At 70.8% G+C, this 24,221-nt stretch carries 22 protein-coding genes; 16 read left to right on the forward strand and 6 right to left on the reverse strand.

Annotated features, from left to right (window positions below):
* Nucleotides 1–30 precede the first annotated feature (30 nt).
* From VFJ94_RS07835 to VFJ94_RS07850, 4 genes are read left to right on the forward strand one after another with little or no spacing between them, the layout of a single operon-like run.
* A complete protein-coding gene (locus tag VFJ94_RS07835; RefSeq protein WP_325003636.1) occupies nt 31–1,020 on the forward strand; it encodes a branched-chain amino acid ABC transporter permease in 990 nt (329 codons plus the stop codon).
* Nucleotides 1,017–2,132: a branched-chain amino acid ABC transporter permease gene (locus tag VFJ94_RS07840; RefSeq protein WP_325003637.1), complete on the forward strand. Its 1,116-nt coding sequence runs from the start codon at nt 1,017–1,019 to the stop codon at nt 2,130–2,132. The genes VFJ94_RS07835 and VFJ94_RS07840 overlap by 4 nt, the downstream gene beginning before the upstream one ends.
* On the forward strand, nt 2,125–3,003 hold the full coding sequence (locus tag VFJ94_RS07845) for an ABC transporter ATP-binding protein (RefSeq protein ID WP_325003638.1): 879 nt from the start codon (nt 2,125–2,127) through the stop codon (nt 3,001–3,003). Before VFJ94_RS07840 ends, VFJ94_RS07845 begins: the two co-directional genes overlap by 8 nt.
* Nucleotides 2,993–3,712, forward strand: a complete 720-nt coding sequence (locus tag VFJ94_RS07850; protein ID WP_325003639.1) for an ABC transporter ATP-binding protein — start codon at nt 2,993–2,995, stop codon at nt 3,710–3,712. Before VFJ94_RS07845 ends, VFJ94_RS07850 begins: the two co-directional genes overlap by 11 nt.
* Before the next feature lie 45 nt (nt 3,713–3,757).
* On the opposite strand, the gene VFJ94_RS07855 is transcribed toward VFJ94_RS07850, so the two are convergent.
* On the reverse strand, nt 3,758–4,513 hold the full coding sequence (locus VFJ94_RS07855; protein ID WP_325003640.1) for a DUF554 domain-containing protein: 756 nt from the start codon (nt 4,511–4,513) through the stop codon (nt 3,758–3,760).
* A gap of 99 nt (nt 4,514–4,612) precedes the next feature.
* Between VFJ94_RS07855 and VFJ94_RS07860 the strand changes: the two genes are divergently transcribed.
* Nucleotides 4,613–5,197: a GNAT family N-acetyltransferase gene (locus VFJ94_RS07860; RefSeq protein WP_325003641.1), complete on the forward strand. Its 585-nt coding sequence runs from the start codon at nt 4,613–4,615 to the stop codon at nt 5,195–5,197.
* Between the two features lie 325 nt (nt 5,198–5,522).
* Here the strand turns inward: VFJ94_RS07860 and VFJ94_RS07865 are convergent, their stop codons facing one another.
* Nucleotides 5,523–5,969 carry a hotdog fold thioesterase gene (locus VFJ94_RS07865; protein ID WP_325003642.1) on the reverse strand — a complete coding sequence of 149 codons (447 nt, stop codon included), beginning with the start codon at nt 5,967–5,969 and terminating at the stop codon, nt 5,523–5,525.
* Between the two features lie 59 nt (nt 5,970–6,028).
* On the opposite strand from VFJ94_RS07865, the gene polA reads away from it, so the two are divergent.
* On the forward strand, nt 6,029–8,716 hold the full coding sequence (gene polA, locus VFJ94_RS07870) for a DNA polymerase I (RefSeq protein WP_325003643.1): 2,688 nt from the start codon (nt 6,029–6,031) through the stop codon (nt 8,714–8,716).
* Between the two features lie 116 nt (nt 8,717–8,832).
* Here polA and VFJ94_RS07875 read toward each other — a convergent pair whose 3' ends face one another.
* Nucleotides 8,833–9,642 (reverse strand): class I SAM-dependent methyltransferase, encoded by an 810-nt coding sequence (locus VFJ94_RS07875; protein ID WP_325003644.1) that lies wholly within the window; start codon nt 9,640–9,642, stop codon nt 8,833–8,835.
* A 190-nt stretch (nt 9,643–9,832) separates the two neighbouring features.
* Between VFJ94_RS07875 and rpsA the strand changes: the two genes are divergently transcribed.
* The 10 genes from rpsA to VFJ94_RS07925 all read left to right on the forward strand — a co-directional run bounded on the left by rpsA (nt 9,833) and on the right by VFJ94_RS07925 (nt 21,918).
* Entirely contained in the window at nt 9,833–11,326 is a 1,494-nt protein-coding gene (gene rpsA / locus VFJ94_RS07880) for a 30S ribosomal protein S1 (RefSeq protein ID WP_325003645.1), read from the forward strand.
* Nucleotides 11,327–11,559: 233 nt separating this feature from the next.
* Nucleotides 11,560–12,519, forward strand: coding sequence for a sugar ABC transporter permease (locus VFJ94_RS07885; protein ID WP_325003646.1), 960 nt, complete (start codon nt 11,560–11,562; stop codon nt 12,517–12,519).
* Complete coding sequence (locus VFJ94_RS07890; protein ID WP_325003647.1) at nt 12,516–13,448, forward strand: carbohydrate ABC transporter permease; 933 nt, start codon at nt 12,516–12,518, stop codon at nt 13,446–13,448. Before VFJ94_RS07885 ends, VFJ94_RS07890 begins: the two co-directional genes overlap by 4 nt.
* Nucleotides 13,449–13,485: 37 nt before the next feature.
* Complete coding sequence (locus VFJ94_RS07895) at nt 13,486–14,790, forward strand: ABC transporter substrate-binding protein (RefSeq protein WP_325003648.1); 1,305 nt, start codon at nt 13,486–13,488, stop codon at nt 14,788–14,790.
* A gap of 7 nt (nt 14,791–14,797) precedes the next feature.
* Nucleotides 14,798–15,928: an ABC transporter ATP-binding protein gene (locus tag VFJ94_RS07900; protein WP_325003649.1), complete on the forward strand. Its 1,131-nt coding sequence runs from the start codon at nt 14,798–14,800 to the stop codon at nt 15,926–15,928.
* Nucleotides 15,879–16,763: a glycerophosphodiester phosphodiesterase family protein gene (locus VFJ94_RS07905; RefSeq protein ID WP_325003650.1), complete on the forward strand. Its 885-nt coding sequence runs from the start codon at nt 15,879–15,881 to the stop codon at nt 16,761–16,763. The genes VFJ94_RS07900 and VFJ94_RS07905 overlap by 50 nt, the downstream gene beginning before the upstream one ends.
* 93 nt (nt 16,764–16,856) lie before the next feature.
* Complete coding sequence (locus tag VFJ94_RS07910; protein WP_325003651.1) at nt 16,857–17,321, forward strand: PPOX class F420-dependent oxidoreductase; 465 nt, start codon at nt 16,857–16,859, stop codon at nt 17,319–17,321.
* A 9-nt stretch (nt 17,322–17,330) separates the two neighbouring features.
* Nucleotides 17,331–18,536, forward strand: coding sequence for a dephospho-CoA kinase (coaE, locus tag VFJ94_RS07915; protein WP_325003652.1), 1,206 nt, complete (start codon nt 17,331–17,333; stop codon nt 18,534–18,536).
* Nucleotides 18,537–18,639: 103 nt separating this feature from the next.
* Complete coding sequence (gene uvrB / locus VFJ94_RS07920; RefSeq protein WP_325003653.1) at nt 18,640–20,751, forward strand: excinuclease ABC subunit UvrB; 2,112 nt, start codon at nt 18,640–18,642, stop codon at nt 20,749–20,751.
* Between the two features lie 183 nt (nt 20,752–20,934).
* Entirely contained in the window at nt 20,935–21,918 is a 984-nt protein-coding gene (locus tag VFJ94_RS07925) for a TerC family protein (protein ID WP_325003654.1), read from the forward strand.
* 17 nt (nt 21,919–21,935) lie between these two features.
* On the opposite strand, the gene VFJ94_RS07930 is transcribed toward VFJ94_RS07925, so the two are convergent.
* The 3 genes from VFJ94_RS07930 to VFJ94_RS07940 are packed head-to-tail and all read right to left on the reverse strand — an operon-like array spanning nt 21,936 to nt 24,159.
* Nucleotides 21,936–22,826 carry an EamA family transporter gene (locus VFJ94_RS07930; RefSeq protein ID WP_325003655.1) on the reverse strand — a complete coding sequence of 297 codons (891 nt, stop codon included), beginning with the start codon at nt 22,824–22,826 and terminating at the stop codon, nt 21,936–21,938.
* Nucleotides 22,823–23,596: a C40 family peptidase gene (locus VFJ94_RS07935; RefSeq protein WP_325003656.1), complete on the reverse strand. Its 774-nt coding sequence runs from the start codon at nt 23,594–23,596 to the stop codon at nt 22,823–22,825. The genes VFJ94_RS07930 and VFJ94_RS07935 overlap by 4 nt, the downstream gene beginning before the upstream one ends.
* Nucleotides 23,597–23,637: 41 nt before the next feature.
* Nucleotides 23,638–24,159 (reverse strand): excalibur calcium-binding domain-containing protein, encoded by a 522-nt coding sequence (locus tag VFJ94_RS07940; RefSeq protein WP_325003657.1) that lies wholly within the window; start codon nt 24,157–24,159, stop codon nt 23,638–23,640.
* Nucleotides 24,160–24,221: the final 62 nt, after the last annotated feature.

A 24,221-nucleotide genomic window follows, 5' to 3' on the forward strand; every position in this document is an offset into this window, starting at 1 on the left:
CACCGACGCACCCGGCCCAGGAGGTCTTGGATGCAGTACCTGTTGGACAACTTCTTCGCCCTGACGATCACCGGCACGACGCTCGGCGCGGTCTACGCCCTCGTCGCCCTCGGCTACACCCTCGTCTACGGCGTGCTGCGCCTGATCAACTTCGCGCACTCCGAGGTGTTCATGTTCGGCACCTTCGCCGCGCTCTGGACGGTGATGTTCCTCGGCGGCAAGGCGGACGCCTCCACGGGCCAGGTCATCTTCTGGGTGGCCATGATGTTCCTGGCCGCGATGGCCATGTCGGGACTCATCGCCATCCTCCTCGAGCGCGTCGCCTACCGCCCTCTGCGCAAGCGGCACGCCCCGCCGCTCATCGCCCTCATCTCGGCCATCGGCGCCTCGTTCGTGCTCTCGGAGACGATGGGGCTGCGCGGCAAGATCGCCGGCTGGCTGGGACTCGACGACAACCTGCGCGACTACGTCGGCAACGCCCGCAACAACGCCGGCCTGCCGGAGATCATCACGCCGCAGCCGGTGTTCACGGTCCGCGACTACGCGGTCACCAACGTCGACATCTTCGTGATCCTCGGCGCCATCGCGATCATGGTCCTGCTCGACCAGTTCGTGAAGCGGTCCCGGCTGGGCCGCGGCATACGGGCCGTCGCGCAGGACCCCGACGCCGCAGCGCTCATGGGCGTCAACCGCGACAGGGTCATCCAGGTGACCTTCCTCGTCGGCGGGGTCATGGCCGGCGCGGCCGCCGTCTTCTACATGCTGAAGATCGGGATCACCCGCTACGACGCCGGCTTCATCCTCGGCGTCAAGGCCTTCACCGCAGCCGTCCTCGGCGGCATCGGCAACCTGCGCGGCGCCCTGCTCGGAGGCTTCGTGCTGGGACTGGCCGAGAACTACGGGTCGGCCCTCGTGGGCACCCAGTGGAAGGACGTCGTGGCCTTCCTGCTGCTCGTCGTCATCCTGCTCTTCCGACCCACCGGCCTGCTCGGTGAGTCCCTCGGGAAGGCCCGCGCATGAGTCACTCAGCAGCCCTGCGTGAGCGGGCCAGGTCGATGCCCAAACCGGTGAAGATCGGCCTCTGGCTGCTCTTCGGCGTCTTCCTCTTCGCCCTGCCCCTGCTCAACATCCCGCTCATCACCACGCCGGGCGCGGACTTCGGCGGCGTCCTGTTCACGGTGGCGACCTACGTCCTCGTCGCGCTCGGGCTCAACATCGTCGTCGGGTATGCCGGTCTGCTCGACCTCGGCTACGTCGGCTTCTACGCCGTCGGCGCCTACACGGTCGGCGTGCTCGGCTCCCAGCACGCGAGCTGGCCGTGGCTCTGGGCCGTGCCGATCGCCATCGTCGCGGCGCTGATCTCCGGGATCCTCCTCGGGGCACCGACGCTGCGCGTGCGCGGCGACTACCTCGCCATCGTCACCCTCGGCTTCGGCGAGATCGTGCGCCTGACGCTCGTCAACAGCCAGTGGCTCGGTGGCGCCCAGGGCATCTCCAACATCCCACGCCCCCCGGGGGCGGAGCTGTTCGACGTGCCGAGCATCGACTGGAGCGGCGGCGCGCCCGTCGTCGACCTCGACAACACGACCACCTTCCTCAAGTTCGGCATCACCGACCAGATCCCGTACTACTGGCTCGCGCTCGCCGTGATCCTCCTCGTCGTCCTCTTCGACCACCTCGTCAAGTCCAGCCGGGTCGGGCGTGCGTGGGAGGCCACGCGCGAGGACGAGGATGCCGCCGAGCTGATGGGCGTGCCCACGTTCAGGTTCAAGCTGCTCGCCTTCGCCCTCGGCGCGTGCATCGGTGGCCTGTCGGGCGCCCTGTTCGCCGGCAAGTCGGGCTTCATCTCACCCGACAGCTTCCAGCTGCTGCTGTCGATCCTCTTCATCGCCGCGGTCGTCGTCGGCGGTCAGGGCAACCGGTGGGGCGTCATCCTCGGGGCCATCGTCGTCAGCTACTTCCCCGAGCGGTTCCGCGAGTTCGCCGACTTCCGCGTGCTCGTCTTCGGTCTCGCGCTCATGCTGCTGGCGATCTTCCGGCCCCAGGGCCTCATCCCCCCACGGCGCACCGTGCGGGCCAAGAAGGCCGACGAGAGACTCGACGCCCTCGAGGAAGGACAGGCCCGTGTCTGACGCGATGGACCAGCCGCTCGCCGACGAGGCGGTCACCGAGATCAACCCCGACGTCGACATCGCCCCTGAGCCGGTGACCGGGCCCCAGGTGGCCGAGGGCGAGAAGCTGCTCGAGGTCGACGACGTGACGCTGCGTTTCGGCGGCGTCGTGGCGCTCGACTCTGTCAGCTTCGAGATCCGCAAGGGAGAGATCCTCGGGCTCATCGGGCCGAACGGCGCCGGCAAGACGACGTGCTTCAACGTCATGACCGGCGTGTACCAGCCGACCTCCGGGCAGGTCCGCTTCAAGGGCGCCGACCTCGGCCGGCGCAAGAAGTACGCGATCACCAAGCTCGGGATCGCCCGCACCTTCCAGAACATCCGGCTCTTCGCCAACATGACCGCCCTCGAGAACGTCATGGTGGGCGTCGACGCACACCACTCGACGGGGGTCGGCTCGGCCATGTTCCGGCTGCCGAAGCACCGCCGCGAGGAGGCGCAGGGGCTCGCCCGGGCCACCGAGCTGCTCGAGTTCATGGGGCTCACCGGCAAGGCCGACGAGCTGGCGCGGAACCTGCCCTACGGCGACCAGCGCCGTCTGGAGATCGCCCGCGCCCTGGCCACCAGCCCTCAGCTGGTCTGTCTCGACGAGCCGGCGGCCGGCTTCAACCCCGCGGAGAAGGCCCGGCTCATGGACCTCATCCGGCTCATCCGCGACCAGGGCTACACGGTCCTGCTCATCGAGCACGACATGAGGCTCGTCATGGGCGTCACCGACCGGATCGTCGTCCTCGAGTTCGGCCGCAAGATCGCCGAGGGCTCGCCGGCCGAGATCCGTGACAACCCGGCGGTCATCGCCGCCTATCTGGGAGTTGCCGAAGATGCTTCTTGAGGTCAGCGGCCTGTGCGTCAACTACGGGCGCATCGAGGCCATCCGCGACATCAGCTTCACCGTCGACGAGGGGGAGATCGTCACCCTCATCGGTGCCAACGGCGCCGGCAAGACGACGACCATGAAGACGGTGTCGGGCCTGCGCCCCGTCCGGGCGGGGACCGTGGTGTTCAAGGGCCAGGACATCACCCACCTGCCGGCCCACGAGCGGCCGGTCCTCGGCATCTCGCAGTCGCCGGAAGGCCGCGGGTGCTTCGTCGGGATGACGGTGATGGAGAACCTCGAGATGGGCACCTATGCCCGCCCCGACCGCAAGTCCCAGCACGTCAAGAAGGACCTGGACCGGGTGTTCGAGCTGTTCCCGCGGCTCAAGGAGCGATCCAGTCAGGCGGCCGGGTCGATGTCAGGCGGCGAGCAGCAGATGCTCGCCATGGGGCGGGCGCTCATGGCGAAGCCCAAGCTGCTCCTGCTCGACGAGCCGTCCATGGGCCTCGCGCCCAAGCTCATCCAGCAGATCTTCGACATCGTCACTGAGATCAACAGCCAGGGCACCACGGTGCTGCTCGTCGAGCAGAACGCCGCCCAGGCGCTGAAGCGCTCCCACCGCGCCTACATCCTCGAGACCGGCGAGATCGTCCGGGAGGGCACCGGGGCGGAGCTCGCCGCCGACCCCGCGGTCAAGGCCGCCTACCTCGGCGGCGACGTCTGACGGCATACCGGCCCTTGACCGGTCGGCCGTCCTCGCGTCCGACGGTCAGAACGCCCCCACGAGGGCGACGAGGAGCGGCGCGACGACGAGCGCGGGGAGCAGGTCCCCGACCGGGACCTGCTTGACCTCGAGCAGGCGCAGCCCGATGCCGGCGAGCATCAGCCCGCCCGTCGCGGTGAGGGCGCTGACCTGGGCGCCGGAGAGCACCGAGCCCAGCAGCAGCCCGGCGACGGTGAGGCCGCCCTGGATGACGAGGACCGACCCCGCCGACAGCAGCACGCCGACCCCGAACGACGCGGCGAAGGCCATGGCGGCGAAGCCGTCGAGGACCGACTTCAGGGCGAGCTTGTCGATGCCACGGCCCATCCCGTCGTCGAGCGAGCCGAGGATCGTGAGGGGGCCCACGCAGAAGAGCAGGGTCGCCCCGAGCCACCCCTCGATGAAGCGCTCGCGCTCCGCGGACCCCTCGTCACCGCCGCGCCCGCGATGGACCCACGCCTGGACCACGCCCGCCAGACCGGCGAGACGTTCCTCGATGCCCAGGAGGGACCCGGCGATGCCGCCGAGCAGCAGGGAGCCGAGGACGACGAGGACCGCGCCGCTGCCGACGGCCTCGCCGAGCGCCGCGTCGCCGACGTGCGAGGCCGACAGCCCCGCCATGAGCAGGGTCGTCAGGCCGAGCACGTCGGTGACGACCGAGGAGGTCCGGCGGGGCAGTCGGTGGCCGACGAGAATGCCGAGCACGGCGCCGACCGTGACCGTCGCGGCGTTGAGGGCCGTGCCGAGGCCGGGGAAGTCCATGAGCCGACCCTAGAGGTTCGCCCGTTACCCTTTCTTGACCATCGACTTGCCCGTAGGGTCGGGCGAGGTCAGGGTGTCGGGGTGATCTGAGGAGGAACGATGGGCCGACCGGCCATAGCGGTCACTCGCGTCGAGCAGCCGCACCACTCGGCGTTCATCGAGCTGTGGATCGCGCACCGCATCGAGGGCGGCACGACGCCCGAGGCGGCCCAGCGCCTGGCCCTCGACGGGACGTTGCGCGCGGCGCTCGGCCGCAGTGACATCTGCGCGTTCCTCGCGTCGGTCGACGGTGTCCCGGCCGGCTACGTCGTGCTGGCCGACTCGACCCGCAGCCTGCTCGTCGACAGCCCGTGCGTGTCCATCGACATGCTCTTCGTCCTGCCGGACCACCGGCGCACGGGGGTGTCCCGCGCCCTGCTCGCGGCGAGTGCGCGGTATGCCGATCGGCTCGGGGCGGAGCACATCGCGAGCGCGGTGCCCGCGGCGGACCGCGACGCCAACCGGTTCTTCGCCCGGCTCGGGTTCGCCCCCGAGACGATCCGGCGCATCACGACGGTCACGACGCTGCAGCGTCGGCTGTCCGGACAGCGTCCGCAGCGCTACTCGCTCGACCACGTGCTGCAGCGGCGGCGCGAGGTCAGGGCGCGTGGGACGCGTCCCCAGCCCCCGCGGATCGCCGGCTGACCCACCCCTCCGGTCGAGTGGCCACTTCCGCGCACCACCCCTCCGGTCGAGTGGCCACTTTGGCGCGCTGGGTCTGTGGTCGAGTGGCCACTTCCGCGCGTTGGGCCTGTGGTCGAGTGGCTACTCGACGTGAGGGGTGCGGGGGCGGGGCACGAAAGTGGCCACTCGACGTAGGAGGGTGCGGGGGCGTGAGCGGAAGTGGCCACTCGACGTGAGGGGTGCGGGGGCGGGGCACGAAAGTGGCCACTCGACGTGAGGGGACGTGAGCAAAAGTGGCCACTCGACGTGGGGGTGATGTCGGTCAGCAGCTGTCCTCGGCTGTCCCTCAGTCGCCGGGCGCGGCGTCGCGGATGAGGCAGGTGATCCGGGACGTGCACACCCGCGCGCCCGACTCGTCCGTCACGACGACCTCGTAGCAGACCAGCGTGCGCCCGGCGCTGATCGGTGTCGCCACCCCCGTGACGACACCCTGCCTCGCGGCCCGGTGGTGGGTGGCGTTGATGTCGACGCCGACCGCGACCCGGCCGGGACCGGCCTGCAGCATGGCGCCGTAGGACCCGAGCGTCTCGGCGAGGACGACACTGGCGCCGCCGTGGAGCAGGCCGTAGGGCTGGGTGTTTCCCTCGACCGGCATGGTCGCGACGAGCCGATCCTTGCGCACCTCCCGCATGGTGATCCCCATCCGCTCGGCGAGTGCCCCGCTGCCGACGGCCAGCACCGTCTCGACGTGGTCGGTGTCGGTCGGGAGTGCGTCTCTGCGGTCGTCGGTCATGCCCACGAGCCTAGGACGGGCCCAGTCGACCGTCGGAGGCGGACACTAGGCTGCGGCCTGTGAGCCGACTCCTCCTGCTTGACGGACACTCGATGGCCTACCGGGCCTTCTTCGCGTTGCCGGCGGACAACTTCTCGACGACGACGGGGCAGCACACCAACGCCGTCTACGGCTTCACCTCGATGCTCATCAACGTGCTGCGCGACGAGCAGCCCACCCACGTCGCGGTCGCCTTCGACCTGTCCCGCCAGACGTTCCGCACGGAGGAGTACGCCGAGTACAAGGCCGGCAGGTCGAGCGCGCCCGACGAGTTCAAGGGCCAGGTGTCGCTGCTGCACGAGGTGCTCGACGCGCTGCGGATCCGCTACATCGAGGTCCCCGGCTACGAGGCCGACGACATCATCGGCACCCTGGCCACCCAGGCGGAAGCCCAGGGTCTCGAGGTGCTCATCTGCTCGGGGGACCGCGACGCCATCCAGCTCGTCTCCGACCGGGTGACCCTGCTCTACCCGGTCCGTGGGGTGTCGGAGCTGACCCGGCTGACACCGGAGGCGGTGCAGACCCGCTACGGCGTCCCGCCCGGGCGCTACAGCGACCTCGCGGCCCTCGTCGGCGAGTCGTCCGACAACCTGCCGGGCGTGCCAGGCGTGGGCCCGAAGACGGCGGCGAAGTGGATCACCCAGTTCGGCGGCCTCGAGGGCATCGTCGCCGGCATCGACCAGATCAAGGGCAAGGCGGGTGAGGCGCTGCGCGACCACCTCGACCAGGTGCTGCGCAACCGCCGGCTCAACCAGCTCGTCCTCGACACCCCCGTCGGCGTCACCGTCGACGAGCTCAGCCGCGCGCAGTGGGACCGAGAGCAGGTGCACACCGTCTTCGACGGGCTCGAGTTCCGCGTCCTGCGGGACCGGCTCTTCGCCACCGTCGAGGCCCCGGTGCCCGAGGCGGAGGCGGGCTTCGACGTGGACGGCACCGTGCTCGCGGCGGGTGACGCCAGGGCCTGGCTCGACGCGCACCTGCCTTCCGGCCGGCGGGCCGGTCTCTCGGTCACCGGCGCGTGGGCGCGCGGCACGGGGGACGCCACGGCCCTGGCCGTCGCCGCACCCGACGGAGCGGCCGCATGGCTCGACCTGCGGGCGCTCACGCCCGACGACGAGGCGGCCGTCGGCGGGTGGCTGGGCGACCCGGACCGGCCCAAGGCGATGCACGACGCCAAGGGCCCCGTGGAGGCGCTCGCGGCACGGGGCTGGGTGCTGCGTGGCCTGACGAGCGACACCCAGCTCGCGGCATACCTCGTCAAGCCCGACCAGCGCTCCTACCAGCTCGACGACCTCGTGCTGCGGGGGCTCAAGCGCGAGCTCTCGGCCCAGGCTGACGACTCCGGACAGGGCATGCTCGACTTCGGCGGTGACGCCGACGAACAGGCGGCCCGCCAGGAGATGGTCCGGGCCACGGCCGTGCGGGACCTCGCCGACAGCCTCGACGCCCAGCTCGCCGCCACGGGGGGTGCCGACCTGCTCCGCGACGTCGAGCTGCCGCTCGTCGACGTGCTGGCCCGGATGGAGGCGACGGGCATCGCCGTCGACGCGCCGGCGCTCGAGGAGCTGGAGACCGACTTCGCAGACAAGGTGGCGCAGGCCCAGCAGGACGCGTGGGACGCCATCGGCGGCGAGCAGGTCAACCTCGGCTCGCCCAAGCAGCTGCAGGTCGTGCTCTTCGACACCCTGGGCATGCCCAAGACGAAGAAGACGAAGACCGGCTGGACCACCGACGCCGACGCCCTTGCCGACCTCTACGCCAAGACGGAGCACCCCTTCCTCGAGGCGATGCTGCGCCACCGTGACGCCTCCCGGCTGCGCAGCACGGTCGAGACGCTGCGCAAGGCCGTGTCCGACGACGGCCGGATCCACACGACCTACCTGCAGACCATCGCCGCGACGGGCCGGCTCTCCTCGATGGAGCCCAACCTGCAGAACGTGCCCATCCGCACCGAGGAGGGCCGTCGGATCCGCGACGTCTTCGTCGTCGGCGAAGGCGCCGGCACCCGCTACGAGTCGCTGATGTCGGCCGACTACTCCCAGATCGAGATGCGCATCATGGCGCACCTGTCGGGGGACGCCGGGCTCATCGAGGCCTTCCGCTCGGGGGAGGACCTGCACCGCTTCGTCGGGTCCCGCGTCTTCGGGGTGCCGCCCGAGCAGGTCACCGCCGAGATGCGCAGCAAGGTCAAGGCCATGTCCTACGGCCTCGCCTACGGGTTGTCCGCCTTCGGGCTGTCCAAGCAGCTGCTCATCTCCACCGAGGAGGCGCGCGGGCTCATGGAGGGCTACTTCGAGCGTTTCGGCGGGGTCCGGGACTACCTGCGCGACGTCGTGGCGCAGGCCCGCACGACCGGCTACACCGAGACGATGCTCGGACGCCGGCGCTACCTGCCCGACCTCACCAGCGACAACCGTCAGCGTCGCGAGATGGCCGAGCGCATGGCGCTCAACGCCCCGATCCAGGGCTCCGCGGCCGACATCATCAAGGTGGCGATGCTGGGGGTGGACCGGGCGCTCACCGATGCGGGCGCGCGCTCGCGCATGCTGCTCCAGGTGCACGACGAGCTCGTCCTCGAGGTGGCGGCCGGGGAGGCCGCAGACGTGGAGCGGCTCGTGCGACGGGAGATGGGCGGCGCCGCGGAGCTGGATGTCCCCCTCGACGTCAGCGTCGGCATCGGGCGGTCCTGGCACGAGGCTGCACACTGAGCCGGCCGACACCGAAGATCGTCGGCGTCGGTGATATGTGCTGCTGACGGCGGCACACCGGTGACACGGCGGCATACCGGTGACACGGCGGCACACCGGTGACGGGTGGGTGAGCCTCAGCCGGGCTTGGCGCAGACGAAGATCGCCGTGCCGGGGATCAACCGACCGCGCAGCGGCGACCAGCCGCCCCACGCCTGCTCGTGCCCGCTTGGCCACTCCGGCTCGACGAGGTCGACGAGACGCAGCCCGGCGGCCGTGACCTCGCGCACCCGGTCGCCGAGGGTGCGGTGGTGCTCGACGTAGGTCGCGCAGCCCGTGGCGTCCTGCTCGACGTAGGGCGTGCGGTCGAAGTACGACGCCGTGACGGTGAGCCCGGCGGGCCCCGGCTCGTCGGGGAAGGCCCACCGCAGCGGGTGGGTGGTCGAGAAGACGAGCCGCCCGCCCGGGCGCAGCACCCGCGCCGCCTCGGCGAGAACCACATCGGAGTCCGCGACGAAGGGCACCACGCCGTATGCCGTGAACACCGTGTCGAAGGAGCCGTCGGCGAAGGGCAGGCTGCGTCCGTCGCACTGCACCAGCGGGACCCGCGCGCCGGGGGAGAGCCGGGCGTTGACCTCCGCGCCGGTGCGCAGCATGCCGGCGGACAGATCCGTGGCGACGACGCTCGCGCCCCGGGCCCGCAGCCAGCGCGAGCACTGCCCGGACCCCGCTCCGATCTCGAGCACCTGCTGGCCGCGCGGGTCCCCGAGCAGGCCGGCCTCCGCCTCGCGGAGCCGCTCCGGTCCCCAGACGAAGTCGGTGTCGCCGAGGAAGGCGCCGTGCTCGGCGTGGTAGCCGGGCGCCTCGGCGTCCCACCACGCCCGGTTGGCGGCCGCCGTCTCGACGGCCCCCGCCGGCCGGCGGGTCGCGTCCGGGGGAACGCTCACGGCATACCCCCGCAGGGCCGCCGGGCGCAGCAGCCGGCCCTTTGACCGCGCGCGACGTGCATCGCTAGGCTGACCCAGCACCCGTGTGTGCGCTGCACGATCCGTACCACCAGCTCACCCGACGCCGGCCCCGGCCCGGGGCCCGTCACGGCGTCTCCACGTCCATGTCCACAATCGGAGTTCCTACTACATGACTGCCAACACGGTCGAGAAGACCGCGCCTGAGGTCGCCATCAACGACATCGGCTCTCAGGAAGACATCCTTGCCGCGATCGACGCGACCATCAAGGACTTCAACGACGGCGACATCGTCGAGGGTCGCATCGTCAAGGTCGACCGGGACGAGGTCCTGCTCGACATCGGCTACAAGACCGAGGGCGTCATCCCCTCTCGCGAGCTGTCCATCAAGCACGACGTCGACCCGTCCGAGATCGTCAAGGTCGGCGACGAGGTCGAGGCCCTGGTCCTCCAGAAGGAGGACAAGGAGGGCCGCCTCATCCTGTCCAAGAAGCGCGCGCAGTACGAGCGCGCCTGGGGCACGATCGAGAAGGTCAAGGAGGAGGACGGCGTCGTCACCGGCACCGTCATCGAGGTCGTCAAGGGCGGCCTCATCCTCGACATCGGCCTGCGCGGCTTCCTGCCCGCCTCCCTCGTCGAGATGCGCCGCGTCCGTGACCTGCAGCCGTACGTCGGCAAGGAGATCGAGGCCAAGATCATCGAGCTCGACAAGAACCGCAACAACGTGGTCCTGTCGCGCCGTGCCTGGCTCGAGCAGACGCAGTCCGAGGTGCGCACGACCTTCCTCAAGGAGCTCCAGAAGGGCCAGGTCCGGTCCGGGGTCGTCAGCAGCATCGTCAACTTCGGCGCCTTCGTCGACCTCGGCGGGGTCGACGGCCTCGTCCACGTCTCCGAGCTGTCGTGGAAGCACATCGACCACCCCTCCGAGGTCGTCGAGGTGGGCCAGGAGGTCAAGGTCGAGGTCCTCGACGTCGACATGGACCGCGAGCGGGTCTCGCTGTCGCTGAAGGCGACGCAGGAGGACCCGTGGCAGCACTTCGCCCGCACGCACGCCATCGGGCAGGTCGTCCCCGGCAAGGTCACCAAGCTCGTGCCCTTCGGCGCCTTCGTGCGGGTCGAGGACGGCATCGAGGGCCTCGTGCACATCTCCGAGCTGGCCGAGCGCCACGTCGAGCTGCCTGAGCAGGTCGTCACGGTCGGCGACGAGATCTTCGTCAAGGTCATCGACATCGACCTCGAGCGCCGCCGCATCTCCCTCTCGCTCAAGCAGGCCAACGACGACGCCGTGCCGGCGTCCGAGTTCGACCCGACGCTCTACGGCATGGCCGCGGAGTACGACGAGCAGGGCAACTACAAGTACCCCGAGGGCTTCGACCCGGAGACCAACGAGTGGCTCGAGGGCTTCGAGGCCCAGCGCGAGAAGTGGGAGCGGCAGTATGCCGAGGCCCACGCCCGTTGGGAGGCGCACAAGACCCAGGTCGAGGCGGCGCTCAAGGCCGACGCCGACGCCGCCTCAGGCGCGGGCACCGCGACGTCCTACTCGTCGGCCACGGGCGACGTGTCCGGCGACGCCGAGGCCTTGTCGAGCACCCCCGCCCCGGCGGAGGGCACCCTGGCCTCCGACGAGGCGCTTGCCGCGCTGCGGGAGAAGCTCACCGGCGGCTGAGCCGCGTCGTATGCCGTGAGGGCCCCGTCCGCTTCGGACGGGGCCCTCACCGCTGCCCGGGCTGGTGGCGTAGTCGGGCAGCCGCGTGTTCGGGCAGCCGCGTGTTCGGGCAGCGGCATGTTCGGACGGCGGCATGTTCGGACGGCGGCATGTTCGGACACAGTTCAGTCACGTGCAATCCGCGCGTCACTCGCCAGCCGATCTCGCGCAACACGGGGCGCTACGTTGGGCTCGTGTCCGAAACGGTGAGGCCGACGCTCGGGGCGGCCCCGTCCGGGGGGCCGCCACCACCGGTGGGGCCGGCCCCGCGACGGTCGAGCGGGACGTGGTGGGAGTGGACGCTCGCGGCGCTCCTGCTGCTGCCCAACCTGACCCTGCTGGTCGTGTTCACCTACCGTCCGCTCGTCGACAACGTCCGCCTGTCCTTCACCGACTGGAACATCTCCTCGCCGGTGGCGAACGGCGTGGGCCTGGCCAACTACGCCGAGTGGCTGACCCGGGAGGACACCCGGACGGTGCTGCGCAACACGGCCGTCTTCACCGTGGCCACGGTGGGGATCTCGATGGCCCTCGGGCTCGGCCTCGCGATCCTGCTCGACCAGCGGCTGAAGGGCCGCAACCTCGTGCGCTCCGCGGTCTTCGCGCCGTTCGTCATCTCGGGCGCCGCCATCGGCGTGGCCTTCCAGTTCGTCTTCGACCCCAGCTTCGGGCTCATCCGGGACCTTGCCGCGCGCGTCGGGGCGCAGGTGCCGGACTTCTACCAGGAGTCCGGTTGGGCGCTGTTCATGGTCACCGTGACCTACATCTGGAAGAACCTCGGCTACTCCTTCGTCATCTACCTCGCAGCCCTCCAGGGCCGGAGGGCGGACCTCGACGAGGCCGCCGAGATCGACGGCGCCTCGGCCTGGACCCGCTTCCGGAAGGTGCTCCTGCCGCAGCTGCGGCCGACGACCTTCTTCCTCTCGATCACGGTCCTGCTGAGCTCGGTGCAGGTCTTCGACATCATCAACGTCATGACCCGCGGCGGCCCGGTCGGCAACGGCACGACCACTCTCGTCTACCAGGTGTATCAGGAGACCTTCGTCAACCAGCGCGCCGGATACGGCGCCACGGTGGCCACGGTCATGTTCCTCATCCTGCTCACGGTCACCGTCGTGCAGGTGCGCTTCATGGACCGGGGGCAGAGCAGATGAGCTCGGCCCCGGTCGTCGGCACGCTCGACGACGAGGTGGTGCCCGGGTCCGGTCGGCGCCGGCGGCGCGGGGAAGCGCCCACCGCGCACGCATCCTCCTCGCACTACCGCGGTCCGGGCTGGACGGTGGCCGGCTACGTCGGGATGGCGCTCGTCGTGCTCCTGGTCGCCGTGCCGCTCCTCTGGATCCTCATCACGTCGCTGAAGGAGCGCCAGGACATCTACGTCCGGCCGGCGCAGTGGCTGCCCAGCCCGGTGACCGGCGAGAACTACAGCGACGTGACGACCCGCATCCCGCTCTTCGCCTACTTCCGCAACTCGTTCCTCATCACCGGTGTGACGTCGGCGGCCAAGATCGTGCTCGGGGTGCTGTCGGCATACGCGCTGGCCCTGCTGCGCTTCCCGGGGCGGCGGGTCCTCTTCCTCGTTGTCATCGCGGCGCTCATGGTGCCCAACCAGATCACCGTCATCTCCAACTACGCCCTCGTCGCCCAGCTCGGTTGGCGCAACACCTACCAGGGCATCATCATCCCGCTGGCGGGGGTCGCGTTCGGCACCTTCCTCATGCGCAACCAGTTCCTGAACCTGCCGGAGGAGATCATCGAGGCGGCGCGCCTCGACGGCGCAGGCCCGCTCAAGCTGCTGTGGCGCGTCGTGCTGCCGATGTCGTGGCCGACGCTCGTCGCGTTCTCGCTCATCACCGTGGTGAACGAGTGGAACGAGTACCTCTGGCCGTTCCTCATGTCCGACGACGAGCGCACCGCGCCGCTGCCCGTCGGCCTGACGCTCCTGCAGAACAACGAGGGCGTCACCAACTGGGGTCCGGTCATGGCGGGCACCGTCCTTGCCATGCTGCCCATCCTCGTCCTCTTCCTCTTCCTCCAGCGCCAGATGATCAAGGGCCTGACGGCCGGCGCGGTCAAGAGCTGAGGCTCATCTCCATCAACACCACCGGAAGGCACGACCTATGAACGGGATCACTCGCCGAGGTTTTCTCGGACTCGCCGGCGCTGCCGGCGTCACGGCCGGTCTGGCCGCCTGTGCGGGCACCGGCACGAGCCCGACCGGCAACCCCTCCGGCGGCGCCGCCGGGGGTGGCGCCCTCGAGTTCTGGAGCAACCACCCCGGCAGCTCCAAGGAGGTCGAGCAGAAGCTCATCGCGGCCTTCGAGGCCGCGAACAGCGGGATCAAGGTCAAGCTCGTCGACGCGGGCAAGAACTACGAGGAGGTCGCCCAGAAGTTCAATGCCGCCCTGGCCGGCGGGCAGCTGCCCGACGTCGTCGTCGTCTCCGACGTCACGTGGTTCAACTTCGCCCTCAACAAGCAGCTCACGCCGCTGGACGAGCTCGTGTCGACGGCCGGCGTCAAGGTCGACGACTACGTCGACGCGCTCTACAAGGACTACCTGTTCAACGGCAAGCACTACGCCCTGCCCTACTCGCGCTCGACGCCGCTCTTCTACTACAACAAGGAGCTGTGGAAGGCTGCCGGCCTCGAGGACCGCGGTCCCAAGGACTGGCAGGAGTTCAAGGCGTGGAGCACCAAGCTCAAGGCTGCGGTCGGCTCCGACAAGGTGGCGCTCGAGCTGGCGGACGGCTCCAACTACCTCGACTGGTACTTCCAGAACATGGTCTGGGGTTTCGGCGGTGCCTACTCGAAGGAGTGGACGCCGACCTTCTCGGACCCGAAGACGATCGAGGCCGGCCAGTTCCTCCAGGACCTCGCCAAGGCGGGCGTGGTCCGCTTCAACAAGGCGCCCGCCACGGACTTCAGCGCAGGGCTCGCCGCGTGCATCCTCGAGTCGACCGGCTCGCTGGGCGGGATCGCCAAGGACGCGAAGTTCGAGTTCGGCACCGCCTTCCTGCCGGGCACCGACAACTGCCCCACGGGTGGTGCCGGGATCGGCATACCTGCGGGGTTGTCCGACGATCGGAAGAAGAACGCGCTGAAGTTCGCCGAGTTCCTCACCAACCCGCAGAACACGGCCACCTTCACCCAGGCCACCGGGTACATGCCCGTGCGCAAGTCGGCGGCGGAGCTGCCGGAGGAGCAGGCGTTCCTCGACAAGCACCCCAACTCCCGCACGGCCATCCTGCAGCTGCCGCACACGCGGTCCCAGGACAACGCCCGGGTCCTCGTGCCCGGCGGCGGAGCCCGGATCGGCAAGGCGCTCGACCAGGTGGCGCAGGGTCAGGACGTCGCCACGGTGTTCAAGGCGCTCGACGCCGAGACCCAGCGGGTCATCGACGCCCAGATCAAGCCCAAGCTCTGAGCGGCCCATGGCAACGGTCTACTTCGACGAGGCCACCCGCCGGTTTGCGGCCTCCGACCGCCCGGCGGTCGACCACGTCACGCTCGACATCGCCGACGGCGAGTTCCTCGTGCTCGTCGGCCCCTCCGGGTGCGGCAAGTCGACCACGCTGCGCATGCTCGCCGGCCTCGAGCCGATCGACGGTGGGCGCATCCTCATCGACGGGCACGACCAGAAGGGCGTGCGGCCTCGAGACCGCGACGTCGCGATGGTGTTCCAGAGCTATGCGCTCTACCCCAACATGACGGCGGCCCAGAACATGGCCTTCGCCCTCGACAACGCCAAGGTCGGCAAGGCCGAGACGCGGGCCCGGGTGGCCGAGGCCGCCAAGATCCTCCAGCTGGAGGACCTGCTCGACCGCAAGCCGGGCTCGATGTCGGGAGGACAGCGGCAACGGGTGGCGATGGGGCGGGCCATCGTGCGCCAGCCCAAGGTGTTCTGCATGGACGAGCCATTGTCCAACCTCGATGCCAAGCTGCGCGTGTCCACCCGGTCCCAGATCGCCGGCCTGCAGCGGCGGCTCGGCATCACGACCGTCTACGTCACCCACGACCAGGTCGAGGCCATGACGATGGGACACCGGGTGGCCGTGCTCCGGGACGGCGCGCTGCAGCAGGTCGACACCCCCGAGCGGTTGTACGATGAGCCCATCAACACGTTCGTCGCGTCCTTCATCGGGTCACCCGCCATCACGCTCGTGGAGGCGACGGTCCGTGAAGGCGTCGCTGCTGTGCACAACCTGCAGGTGCCCCTCGACCGAGGTGTCGCGGGGCGCGCCCGGGAGACCGTGGTCATGGGCTTCCGGCCGGAGGCCTGGCACCTCGCCGACAGCAGCGCCGCCGACTCCCTCGCCCTCACCGTGGAGCTCGTCGAGTCGCTCGGCTCGGAGTCCTTCGTCTATGGCCGGCCGGTCGACGCGGAGCCGAATGCCGAGCGCGTGACGGTCCGCCTCGAGAAGCGAACCCACCTGACGGTCGGTGACCTCGTCCACGTCCGACCGAACCATGCCGATGCGCATGTCTTCGATGCGCAGACAGGAGAGTCGCTTCGTGCCCGAGCAGGTCGAAGCAGCAGCGCGCCCCAGCAGGAGGGTCCGTGACGTCCAGGGCCACCGCGGTGGCGGCCGCCTCGGACCCGAGAACACCATCCCCGGCTTTCTCGCCGGAGTGCAGGCCGGGCTGACCGGTTTCGAGCTCGACACCCGTCTGACGGCCGACGGGCAGGTCGTCGTGTGGCACGACAAGACGCTGCGCGCCGACAAGTGCATTCCTGCCGACCCCGCCCTCATCGGCGCCCGGGTGGACGAGGTGACGATGGCGCAGCTGCGCACGGTGGACGTCGGCTCGTTGGCTCGCCCGGGCCTGCCCGACCAGCGGATCCTGCCCGGCACCCGGATGTCGACCCTGCCGGAGGTCCTCGAGGCCTGCGCCGAGCCCGCGGCCGGCGCCTGGTGGACCGTCGAGATCAAGGTCGACCCGCGTGACGAGCGCGAGGTCGCGAACCGGCGGGTGCTGGTCGACGGCGTCCTCACCGCCATCCACCAGGCGGGCATCGAGGACCGCTGCTATGTGCACTCCTTCGACTGGGCGGTGCTCGAGCTGGCCCGCGACCTGGACCCGGTGCTGCCCCGCTCGGCACTCGCCATCGACGGCCTGACGTATGCCGCGGGCAGCGCCTGGCTCGGCAGCGTCCGATGGGAGGAGCACCGCGGCGACCTGCCTTCCGCCGCGGCCGCCGCGGGCGCCAAGGTCGTCTCGCCGCATCACACGTCGTGCGACCAGCCGCTCGTCGACCGGGCGCACGAGCTGGGCCTCGGCGTGCTGCCCTGGACGGTCAACGACCCGAGCGACCTGCTGCGCATGAAGGAGATCGGGGTGGACGGACTGGTCACCGACTTCCCGACCCGGGCGGTGGAGCTCCTCCACGACGCGTGACCGCGGCGGGATCGCTGCCCACAACGGCCTGATGCGGCCTGACGCACCTGACGCGGCCTGCCCGGGGGCCGGGCCGCGTGGCAGACTCGGTCCGTGCCTCGAACCATCGCCACCACCACGACCGTCGACCGGGAGGGCCTCCTCGACTTCGTCCGGCCCCGACATTCGATGGTGCTCGTCACCACCCGGGCCGACGGGCGGCCGCAGACCTCGCCCGTGACCGGGGGAGTCGACGAGCAGGGCCGCATCGTCATCTCGACGTATCCCGAGCGGGCCAAGACGAGCAACGCCCGGCGCCGACCCGCCGTCAGCGTCCTCGTGCTCTCCGACGACTTCGGCGGCGCGTGGGTGCAGGTCGACGGCGAGTGCGAGGTGCTCGACCTGCCCGAGGCGCTGGAGCCGCTCGTCGACTACTACCGCGCCGTCGCCGGCGAACACCCCGACTGGGACGAGTACCGCGACGCCATGCGCGCGCAGGGCAAGTCCCTGATCCGGGTCACGCCCACCTCGTGGGGACCCGTGGCGACGGGCGGCTTCCCGGCGCGGCTCGCCGACTGAGCCCGCACCATGCTCCGCGTCGGCGTCACGGGCGGGATCGGCTCGGGCAAGTCCACCGCCGCGCGACGGCTGGCTGAGCTCGGTGCCTGTGTCGTCGACGCGGACGTGGTCGCCCGCGAGGTCGTCGAGCCGGGCACGCCCGCGCTGCGGCTGATCCGCGAGCGCTTCGGCGACGAGGTCATCCGCCCGGAGGGTGACCTCGACCGGGCACGCCTGGCGGGCATCGTCTTCCACGACGCCGCCGCCCTGCGCGACCTCGAGGCCATCACCGGGCCGTCCATCACGGAGGGCGTCGCCCGACTGCGCGCGAACACCCCGCCCGGAGTGGTGTCGGTCTTCGACATGCCGCTCCTCGTCGAGCGGCGGCTGTGGGTGCACGAGCACCTGGCCGTCGTCGTCGGTGCCCACGTGGAGACGAGGGTGCGCCGCCTGGTGGAGCAGCGGGGACTGGGGGAGGAGGACGTCCGTGCCCGGATCGCGGCGCAGGCCACCGACGACGACCGCCGTGCCGCGGCGGACGTCTGGCTCGACAACGACGCCGGCCCCGACGACCTGCTGCGCCTCGTCGACGCGGTCTGGCACGACCGCATCGCCCCGTTCAACGCCAACGTCGTGGGCGGCATACGGGCGTCCCGCCCGGAGCTCGGGGCCGTCGTGGACCCGAGGGCGGACTGGGCGGCGCGGGGGAGGCGGACGACGGCGAGGATCGAGGCGGCGCTGGCGCGCGACGGCATCGACGTCGACGTCGAGCACATCGGGTCCACGGCGGTGCCGGGACTGCTCGCCAAGGACGTCATCGACGTGCAGGTCGGGGTGCCCTCCATCGACCGCGCCGACGGGCAGGGGCTCGCCGCGGCCCTGCGCCGCGCCGGCTACGTCCGTGTCCGCGAGATCACGCGAGACACGCCTCATCCCGAGGGCGCCGACGCCGGCGGCTGGGTCAAGCGGTTCTACGGGGGCTGCGACCCCGGAAACCTCGTGCACGTCCACGTGCGCGAGAGGGGCTCCGCCGGCTGGAGGTTCGCGCTGCTGTTCCGCGACTGGCTCATCGCCAGGCCGGACGAGCGGGAGGCGTATGCCGCCGAGAAGCGTCGGTTGCTGGCGCTCGACCCGCGCACCAGCGCCTACGTCGAGGGCAAGGAGCCGTGGTTCTCGGGCGCGTACGAGCGGGCGTCGGCCTGGGCACGCGAGACAGGGTGGACCCCGACCGCCTGACCTCGCCGCGAGCCACCACCCCCGCGGCCGACCACGGGCCCGGGTGGGCGCGCGGCATACGGGCTTGGAGAGCACTGTCGGTGGGCGGGCTTACCGTTGACCCATGCGTCCGACGACCGACCTGCAGCGCACGGTGGCCCCGTTCGAGGTCATCTCCGAGTTCAGCCCCAGCGGCGACCAGCCGGCGGCGATCCGCGAGCTCGCCGCCCGGGTGAGGTCGGGGGCCACGGACACGGTGCTGCTCGGCGCCACGGGCACCGGCAAGTCCGCGACGACCGCGTGGCTCATCGAGCAGGTGCAGCGGCCGACCCTGGTCATGGCACCCAACAAGACGCTCGCCGCCCAGCTCGCCAACGAGTTCCGCGAGCTGCTGCCCAACAACGCGGTGGAGTACTTCGTCTCCTACTACGACTACTACCAGCCCGAGGCCTACATCCCGCAGACGGACACCTACATCGAGAAGGACTCGTCGGTCAACGACGAGGTGGAGCGGCTGCGCCACTCGGCGACGAACTCCCTGCTCACCCGGCGTGACGTCATCGTCGTGGCGTCCGTGTCGTGCATCTACGGCCTCGGGACGCCGCAGGAGTACGTCGACCGGATGGCCCGGCTGCGGGTGGGCGACGAGGTGGGGCGCGACTGGCTGCTGCGTCGCTTCGTCGAGATGCAGTACACCCGCAACGACCTCGCCTTCACCCGGGGCACCTTCCGGGTGCGCGGCGACACCGTCGAGATCATCCCGGTCTACGAGGAGCTCGCCGTCCGCATCGAGTTCTTCGGCGACGAGATCGAGCGGCTCTACACCCTGCACCCGGTGACGGGGGAGGTCGTGCACGAGGAGGAGGAGATGTACGTCTTCCCCGCCTCGCACTACGTCGCCGGCCCGGAGCGGATGGAGCGGGCCATCCGCGGCATCGAGCTCGAGCTGCAGGACCAGCTGGCCGCGTTCGAGAAGCAGGGCAAGCTGCTCGAGGCACAGCGGCTGCGCATGCGCACGACGTACGACATCGAGATGATGCGGCAGGTCGGCTTCTGCTCCGGCATCGAGAACTACAGCCGGCACATCGACGGCCGCGGCGCGGGTTCGGCCCCGAACTGCCTCCTCGACTACTTCCCGGAGGACTTCCTCCTCGTGATCGACGAGTCGCACCAGACCGTGCCGCAGATCGGCGCGATGTATGAGGGCGACATGTCTCGCAAGCGCATGCTCGTCGACCACGGCTTCCGGTTGCCGAGCGCCATGGACAACCGTCCGCTGAAGTGGGAGGAGTTCCTCGAGCGCATCGGCCAGACCATCTACCTGTCCGCCACGCCGGGCGACTACGAGCTCGCGAAGTCGGGGCCGCCCGTCGAGCAGATCATCCGGCCCACGGGCCTCGTCGATCCCGAGGTCGTCCTCAAGCCCACGAAGGGGCAGATCGACGACCTCATGCACGAGATCCAGGAGCGCACGAAGCGTGACGAGCGGGTGCTCGTGACGACGCTGACGAAGAAGATGGCCGAGGACCTCACCGACTACCTGCTCGACAAGGGCATCCGGGTGCGCTATCTGCACAGCGACATCGACACGCTGCGCCGGGTGGAGCTGCTCCGCGAGCTGCGCATGGGCACCTTCGACGTCCTCGTCGGCATCAACCTGCTCCGGGAGGGACTCGACCTGCCGGAAGTGTCGCTGGTGTCGATCCTCGACGCCGACAAGGAGGGCTTCCTGCGCTCGACGCGGAGCCTGATCCAGACCATCGGCCGGGCCGCCCGAAACGTGTCGGGCCAGGTCCACATGTACGCCGACAAGGTCACCCCCTCCATGCAGCAGGCGCTCGACGAGACCAACCGGCGCCGCGCCAAGCAGGTCGCCTACAACCGCGAGCTGGGGCTGGACCCGCAGCCGCTGCGCAAGAAGATCGCCGACATCACCGACCTGCTCCAGCGGGAGGACGCCGACACCGAGGAGCTCATCGGATCGGGCCGCATGCAGTCACGGGGCAGGAGCGGAGCCGGGCGCGGGGCTGTGGTCGCCGACGTCGGGGTCTCCGGTGGCCGGTCGGACCGGCCGCAGGACATGGCGGCGTCCGACCTCGTGGCCCTGATCCAGGAGCTGACGGCGCAGATGCACCAGGCGGCGGCCGAGCTGCACTTCGAGCTCGCTGCGCGTCTCCGGGACGAGATCGGGGACCTGAAGAAGGAGCTGCGCCAGATGACGGCGGCCACGAGGTAGCCGCGCCGATTTGGGCCTGCCCCCCGAGGGGTGGGAGACTTCAGGCATTCACGGAGGGGAGTATCCCCACGCGACGCGCTCGTCATCACGGAGGGGACTCACCGCCGCTCCCGGGCCGTCGGTCCGCCACCAGGGCGGGAGAGACCTCCGGCCACTGATTCGGTGACCGGAAGGCTTACTCCCATGAATGTTCCCGTGTGGGGCTGGTATCTCACGATCGGCCTGATGACCGCCGCCCTCTTCGTCGACGTCTTCGTCATCGCGCGGCGCCCGCACACCCCCTCCCTGCGCGAGGTGTCGCGGCACCTGGCCTTCTACCTCGTGCTGGCGGTCCTCTTCGGCCTCTTCGTGTGGCGGGTGTGGGGCGGGCAGTATGCCGGCGAGTTCTTCGCCGGGTGGCTCACCGAGTACTCGCTCTCCGTCGACAACCTCTTCATCTTCCTGCTCATCATGCAGAGCTTCCGGGTGCCCATGAAGCTGCAGCAGTCCGCTCTCATGATCGGCATCCTCATCGCCATCGTGCTCCGCGGCGTCTTCATCGCGCTCGGCGCCGTCGTCATCAACGCCTACGCGTGGGTGTTCTACCTCTTCGGCGCCTTCCTCATCTACACGGCGGTCAAGCTCGCCCGGGGCGGCGAGAGCGACGACGAGGAGTACCACGAGAACCGGCTGCTGACCTGGGTCGAGCGCAGGTTCCCGGCGACGACCTCCTTCCACGGGGCCCACCTCGTCGTCGTCCAGCAGGGCAAGCGGGTCATCACCCCGATGATGATCGTCATCCTCGCGCTCGGCACCACCGACCTGCTCTTCGCCCTCGACTCCATCCCGGCGATCTACGGCCTGACGAAGGAGCCCTTCCTCGTCCTCACGGCCAACGTCTTCGCGCTCATGGGCCTGCGCCAGCTCTACTTCCTCATCGGCGGGCTGCTCAAGCGGCTCGTCTACCTCAGCATCGGGCTCGCGGTGCTCCTCGGGTTCATCGGCGTCAAGCTCGTGATGCACGCGCTGCACGAGAACAACCTGCCGTTCGTCAACGGCGGGCAGCCGATCGAGTCCGTGCCCGACATCCCCATCAGCGTCTCCCTGGGCGCGATCGTGCTCATCCTCGGCGTGACGACGGTCGCCAGCCTCGTCCAGTCGCGCCGCGAGGCCCGCGCCACCGTCTGAGCGCCGTGGCCGCCTGATCAGCTTCCGGTGGCCTGCGCGGGGTCGGGCTCCGACGGGGCCTTGCCTCGGCGGCCGGGGGCGCCGAGCACGAGGCAGCTGGCCACGACGACCGACGCGATGCCGAGCAGCCGCACCGGGTCCAGGACCTGGCCCAGCACGAGGTACCCGGCGAGCGCCGCGACCGCCGGCTCGGCGCTGAGCAGGATGCCGAACACGTGCTGGCGCAGGTGCCGCAGCGCGACGAGCTCGAGGGAGTAGGGCAGCACGGACGACAGGACGGCGACCGCGAGGCCTAGCCCGACGGCATACGGCGGCCACGCCCGCGTCGTGGTGAGCCCGAGCGGCGCGACCACGACGGTCGCCACGACCATGGCGAGGGCGAGCCCGTCGACGCCCGGGAAGCGGGTCCCCGTGCGCTGGGACAGGACGATGTATGCCGCCCACAGCGCACCGGCGGTCGCGGCGAGCGCGAGCCCGGTGCGGTCGACCGACTCGAAGGAGACCCCGAAGGCGCCCGAGACGAGCACGACGCCCACGGTGGCCGCGGCGACGGCCAGCACGTCGCGGAGGCGGCGGCTCTGCGTCGCCGCGAGGGTGAGCGGGCCGAGGAACTCGACGGTGACGGCGACGCCGATCGGGAGGTGGGCGAGGGAGGCGTAGAAGCTGAGGTTCATCGCGCCGAGGGCAAGGCCGAAGGCGGCGACGGTCAGCCAGTCGGCGCGCGAGCGTCCGCGGACCGGGGGACGGGCGGCGGCACAGAGGATGAGGGTCGCGAAGGCGAGGCGCAGCGTCACCGAGCCCGCGGCCCCCAGTCGCGGCACCAGGGTGGCCGCCAGCGCGCCGCCGAACTGGACCGACAGGATCGCGGCGAGGACGAGCACGGGCGCGCTGCGCTCGTTCGCCGTCACGAGGTCGGGAGCCGGCCGGTGGCGACGAGGGCCTCGAGGCGGTCGGCGGTGAGGTCCTCCTCGACGACCGCGCCGCGGGTCTCGGAGGCGTGCACCATCCGACCCGGGGACACGACGATGCCCACGTGGTGGACCACACGGCCGGGACGACCGAAGAAGTAGAGGTCGCCGGGTCGTGCCTCGCCGGGGTCCGGGGAGAGCGCCGCCTCCGCCTGCGCATCGGCGTCGCGGGGCACGACCACGCCGAGACGGCGCCAGGTGTGGTGGACGAGCCCGGAGCAGTCGAAACCGAGCGGGGAGAGCCCGCCCCACAGATAGGCGAGACCGAGGTGATCCCGCGCGAGCGCGAGGGCCGGATGCTCGCCGGAGCCGGCCGCGGGCCGCGCCGTGGCCGCCGGTGCGGCGACCGAGCCAGACGCGTCGGGGACCTGACGCAGGTGTGCCGCCGGGACCCAACCGGGATACCCGTCCGGGCTCTTCGGCGACGGCTGCCACGGGCAGACGACCTGGGCCCAGGTCTTCGCCTCGTCGAGGCCCACCACGCGGACGGGCTCTCCGGCGACGAGCTGGGACTCGACCCGCCCGTGCAGTCCGAGTCGGCCGTCGCCCGACTCGTCGTCGTCGGGGTGCGAGTCGAGGTCCGCCAGCCACCGCACCGCGTCGGGAGCCGCCGCGACGACCGGTCGGTCCACGTCGCGCGGCCGGTCAGGGCCCACCCACAGCGTCGTCAGGGGGACGGACACCATCGCGGGGCCTGGACGCAGTGACACGGCGGCATCCTCCCATGCCGCATCCCGGCCCGTGCGGGCGGCTACTCGCAGCCGATGCCGTCGTTGTCCCGGTCCAGGTGGCGCGCGTAGCCCGGCTCGCCGCGGTGGATCGGGGCCGCCCCCGCGGCCCGGACGGCCGCGCAGTTCTTGTAGTAGACGGGGCCCGACGAGCCAGCGAGCGGCACCGGTGCCGCCGCGGCCTGCGCCGCGGCGGCCTTCGCCTTCGCCCTCGCGACGCTCGCCGTTTTCGCCGCGGCGGCCTTCGCGTTTGCCTTCGCGGCTGCTGCGGCCTTGGCCGCGGCGGCCTGGGCTGCCGCCGTGCCCGCGGCGGTGGCGGGTGTGCCCTCGCCGACCCCGGTCGTGGTCGGTCCGGGGGTCTCCGCGACGGACGCCGCCGCGGGAGACTGCGCTGAGGACGCCAACGCAGAGGAGGCCGACGCGGCCGGTTGGGCGGTGGAGCCGGCGAGCCTGACCTCGACCGTGGGGACCGGGCTGGTCCCACACGCGGTCGCGGTCATCCCCACGACGAGGGCAAGCGCGAGGGACCTGGGCAGTCGACGCATCGTTGAGCACCTTCCGGGAAGACGGCAAGAAGACTGGGACCGTCTCGTTCGACGGGCGGTGA

The organism is Intrasporangium sp. (assembly GCF_035688975.1).
Taxonomy (GTDB): Bacteria; Actinomycetota; Actinomycetes; order Actinomycetales; family Dermatophilaceae; genus CALMNV01.

Excerpts from the sequence above, each read along its gene's own strand:
- VFJ94_RS07835 (WP_325003636.1), top strand. The coding sequence starts at position 31 with ATGCAGTACCTGTTGGACAACTTCTTCGCCCTGACGATCACCGGCACG.
- VFJ94_RS07840 (WP_325003637.1), top strand. The coding sequence starts at position 1,017 with ATGAGTCACTCAGCAGCCCTGCGTGAGCGGGCCAGGTCGATGCCCAAA.
- VFJ94_RS07850 (WP_325003639.1), top strand. The coding sequence starts at position 2,993 with ATGCTTCTTGAGGTCAGCGGCCTGTGCGTCAACTACGGGCGCATCGAG.
- VFJ94_RS07855 (WP_325003640.1), bottom strand. The coding sequence starts at position 4,513 with ATGGACTTCCCCGGCCTCGGCACGGCCCTCAACGCCGCGACGGTCACG.
- VFJ94_RS07860 (WP_325003641.1), top strand. The coding sequence starts at position 4,613 with ATGGGCCGACCGGCCATAGCGGTCACTCGCGTCGAGCAGCCGCACCAC.
- VFJ94_RS07865 (WP_325003642.1), bottom strand. The coding sequence starts at position 5,969 with ATGACCGACGACCGCAGAGACGCACTCCCGACCGACACCGACCACGTC.
- rpsA (WP_325003645.1), top strand. The coding sequence starts at position 9,833 with ATGACTGCCAACACGGTCGAGAAGACCGCGCCTGAGGTCGCCATCAAC.
- VFJ94_RS07890 (WP_325003647.1), top strand. The coding sequence starts at position 12,516 with ATGAGCTCGGCCCCGGTCGTCGGCACGCTCGACGACGAGGTGGTGCCC.
- VFJ94_RS07895 (WP_325003648.1), top strand. The coding sequence starts at position 13,486 with ATGAACGGGATCACTCGCCGAGGTTTTCTCGGACTCGCCGGCGCTGCC.
- VFJ94_RS07900 (WP_325003649.1), top strand. The coding sequence starts at position 14,798 with ATGGCAACGGTCTACTTCGACGAGGCCACCCGCCGGTTTGCGGCCTCC.
- coaE (WP_325003652.1), top strand. The coding sequence starts at position 17,331 with ATGCTCCGCGTCGGCGTCACGGGCGGGATCGGCTCGGGCAAGTCCACC.
- uvrB (WP_325003653.1), top strand. The coding sequence starts at position 18,640 with ATGCGTCCGACGACCGACCTGCAGCGCACGGTGGCCCCGTTCGAGGTC.
- VFJ94_RS07925 (WP_325003654.1), top strand. The coding sequence starts at position 20,935 with ATGAATGTTCCCGTGTGGGGCTGGTATCTCACGATCGGCCTGATGACC.
- VFJ94_RS07940 (WP_325003657.1), bottom strand. The coding sequence starts at position 24,159 with ATGCGTCGACTGCCCAGGTCCCTCGCGCTTGCCCTCGTCGTGGGGATG.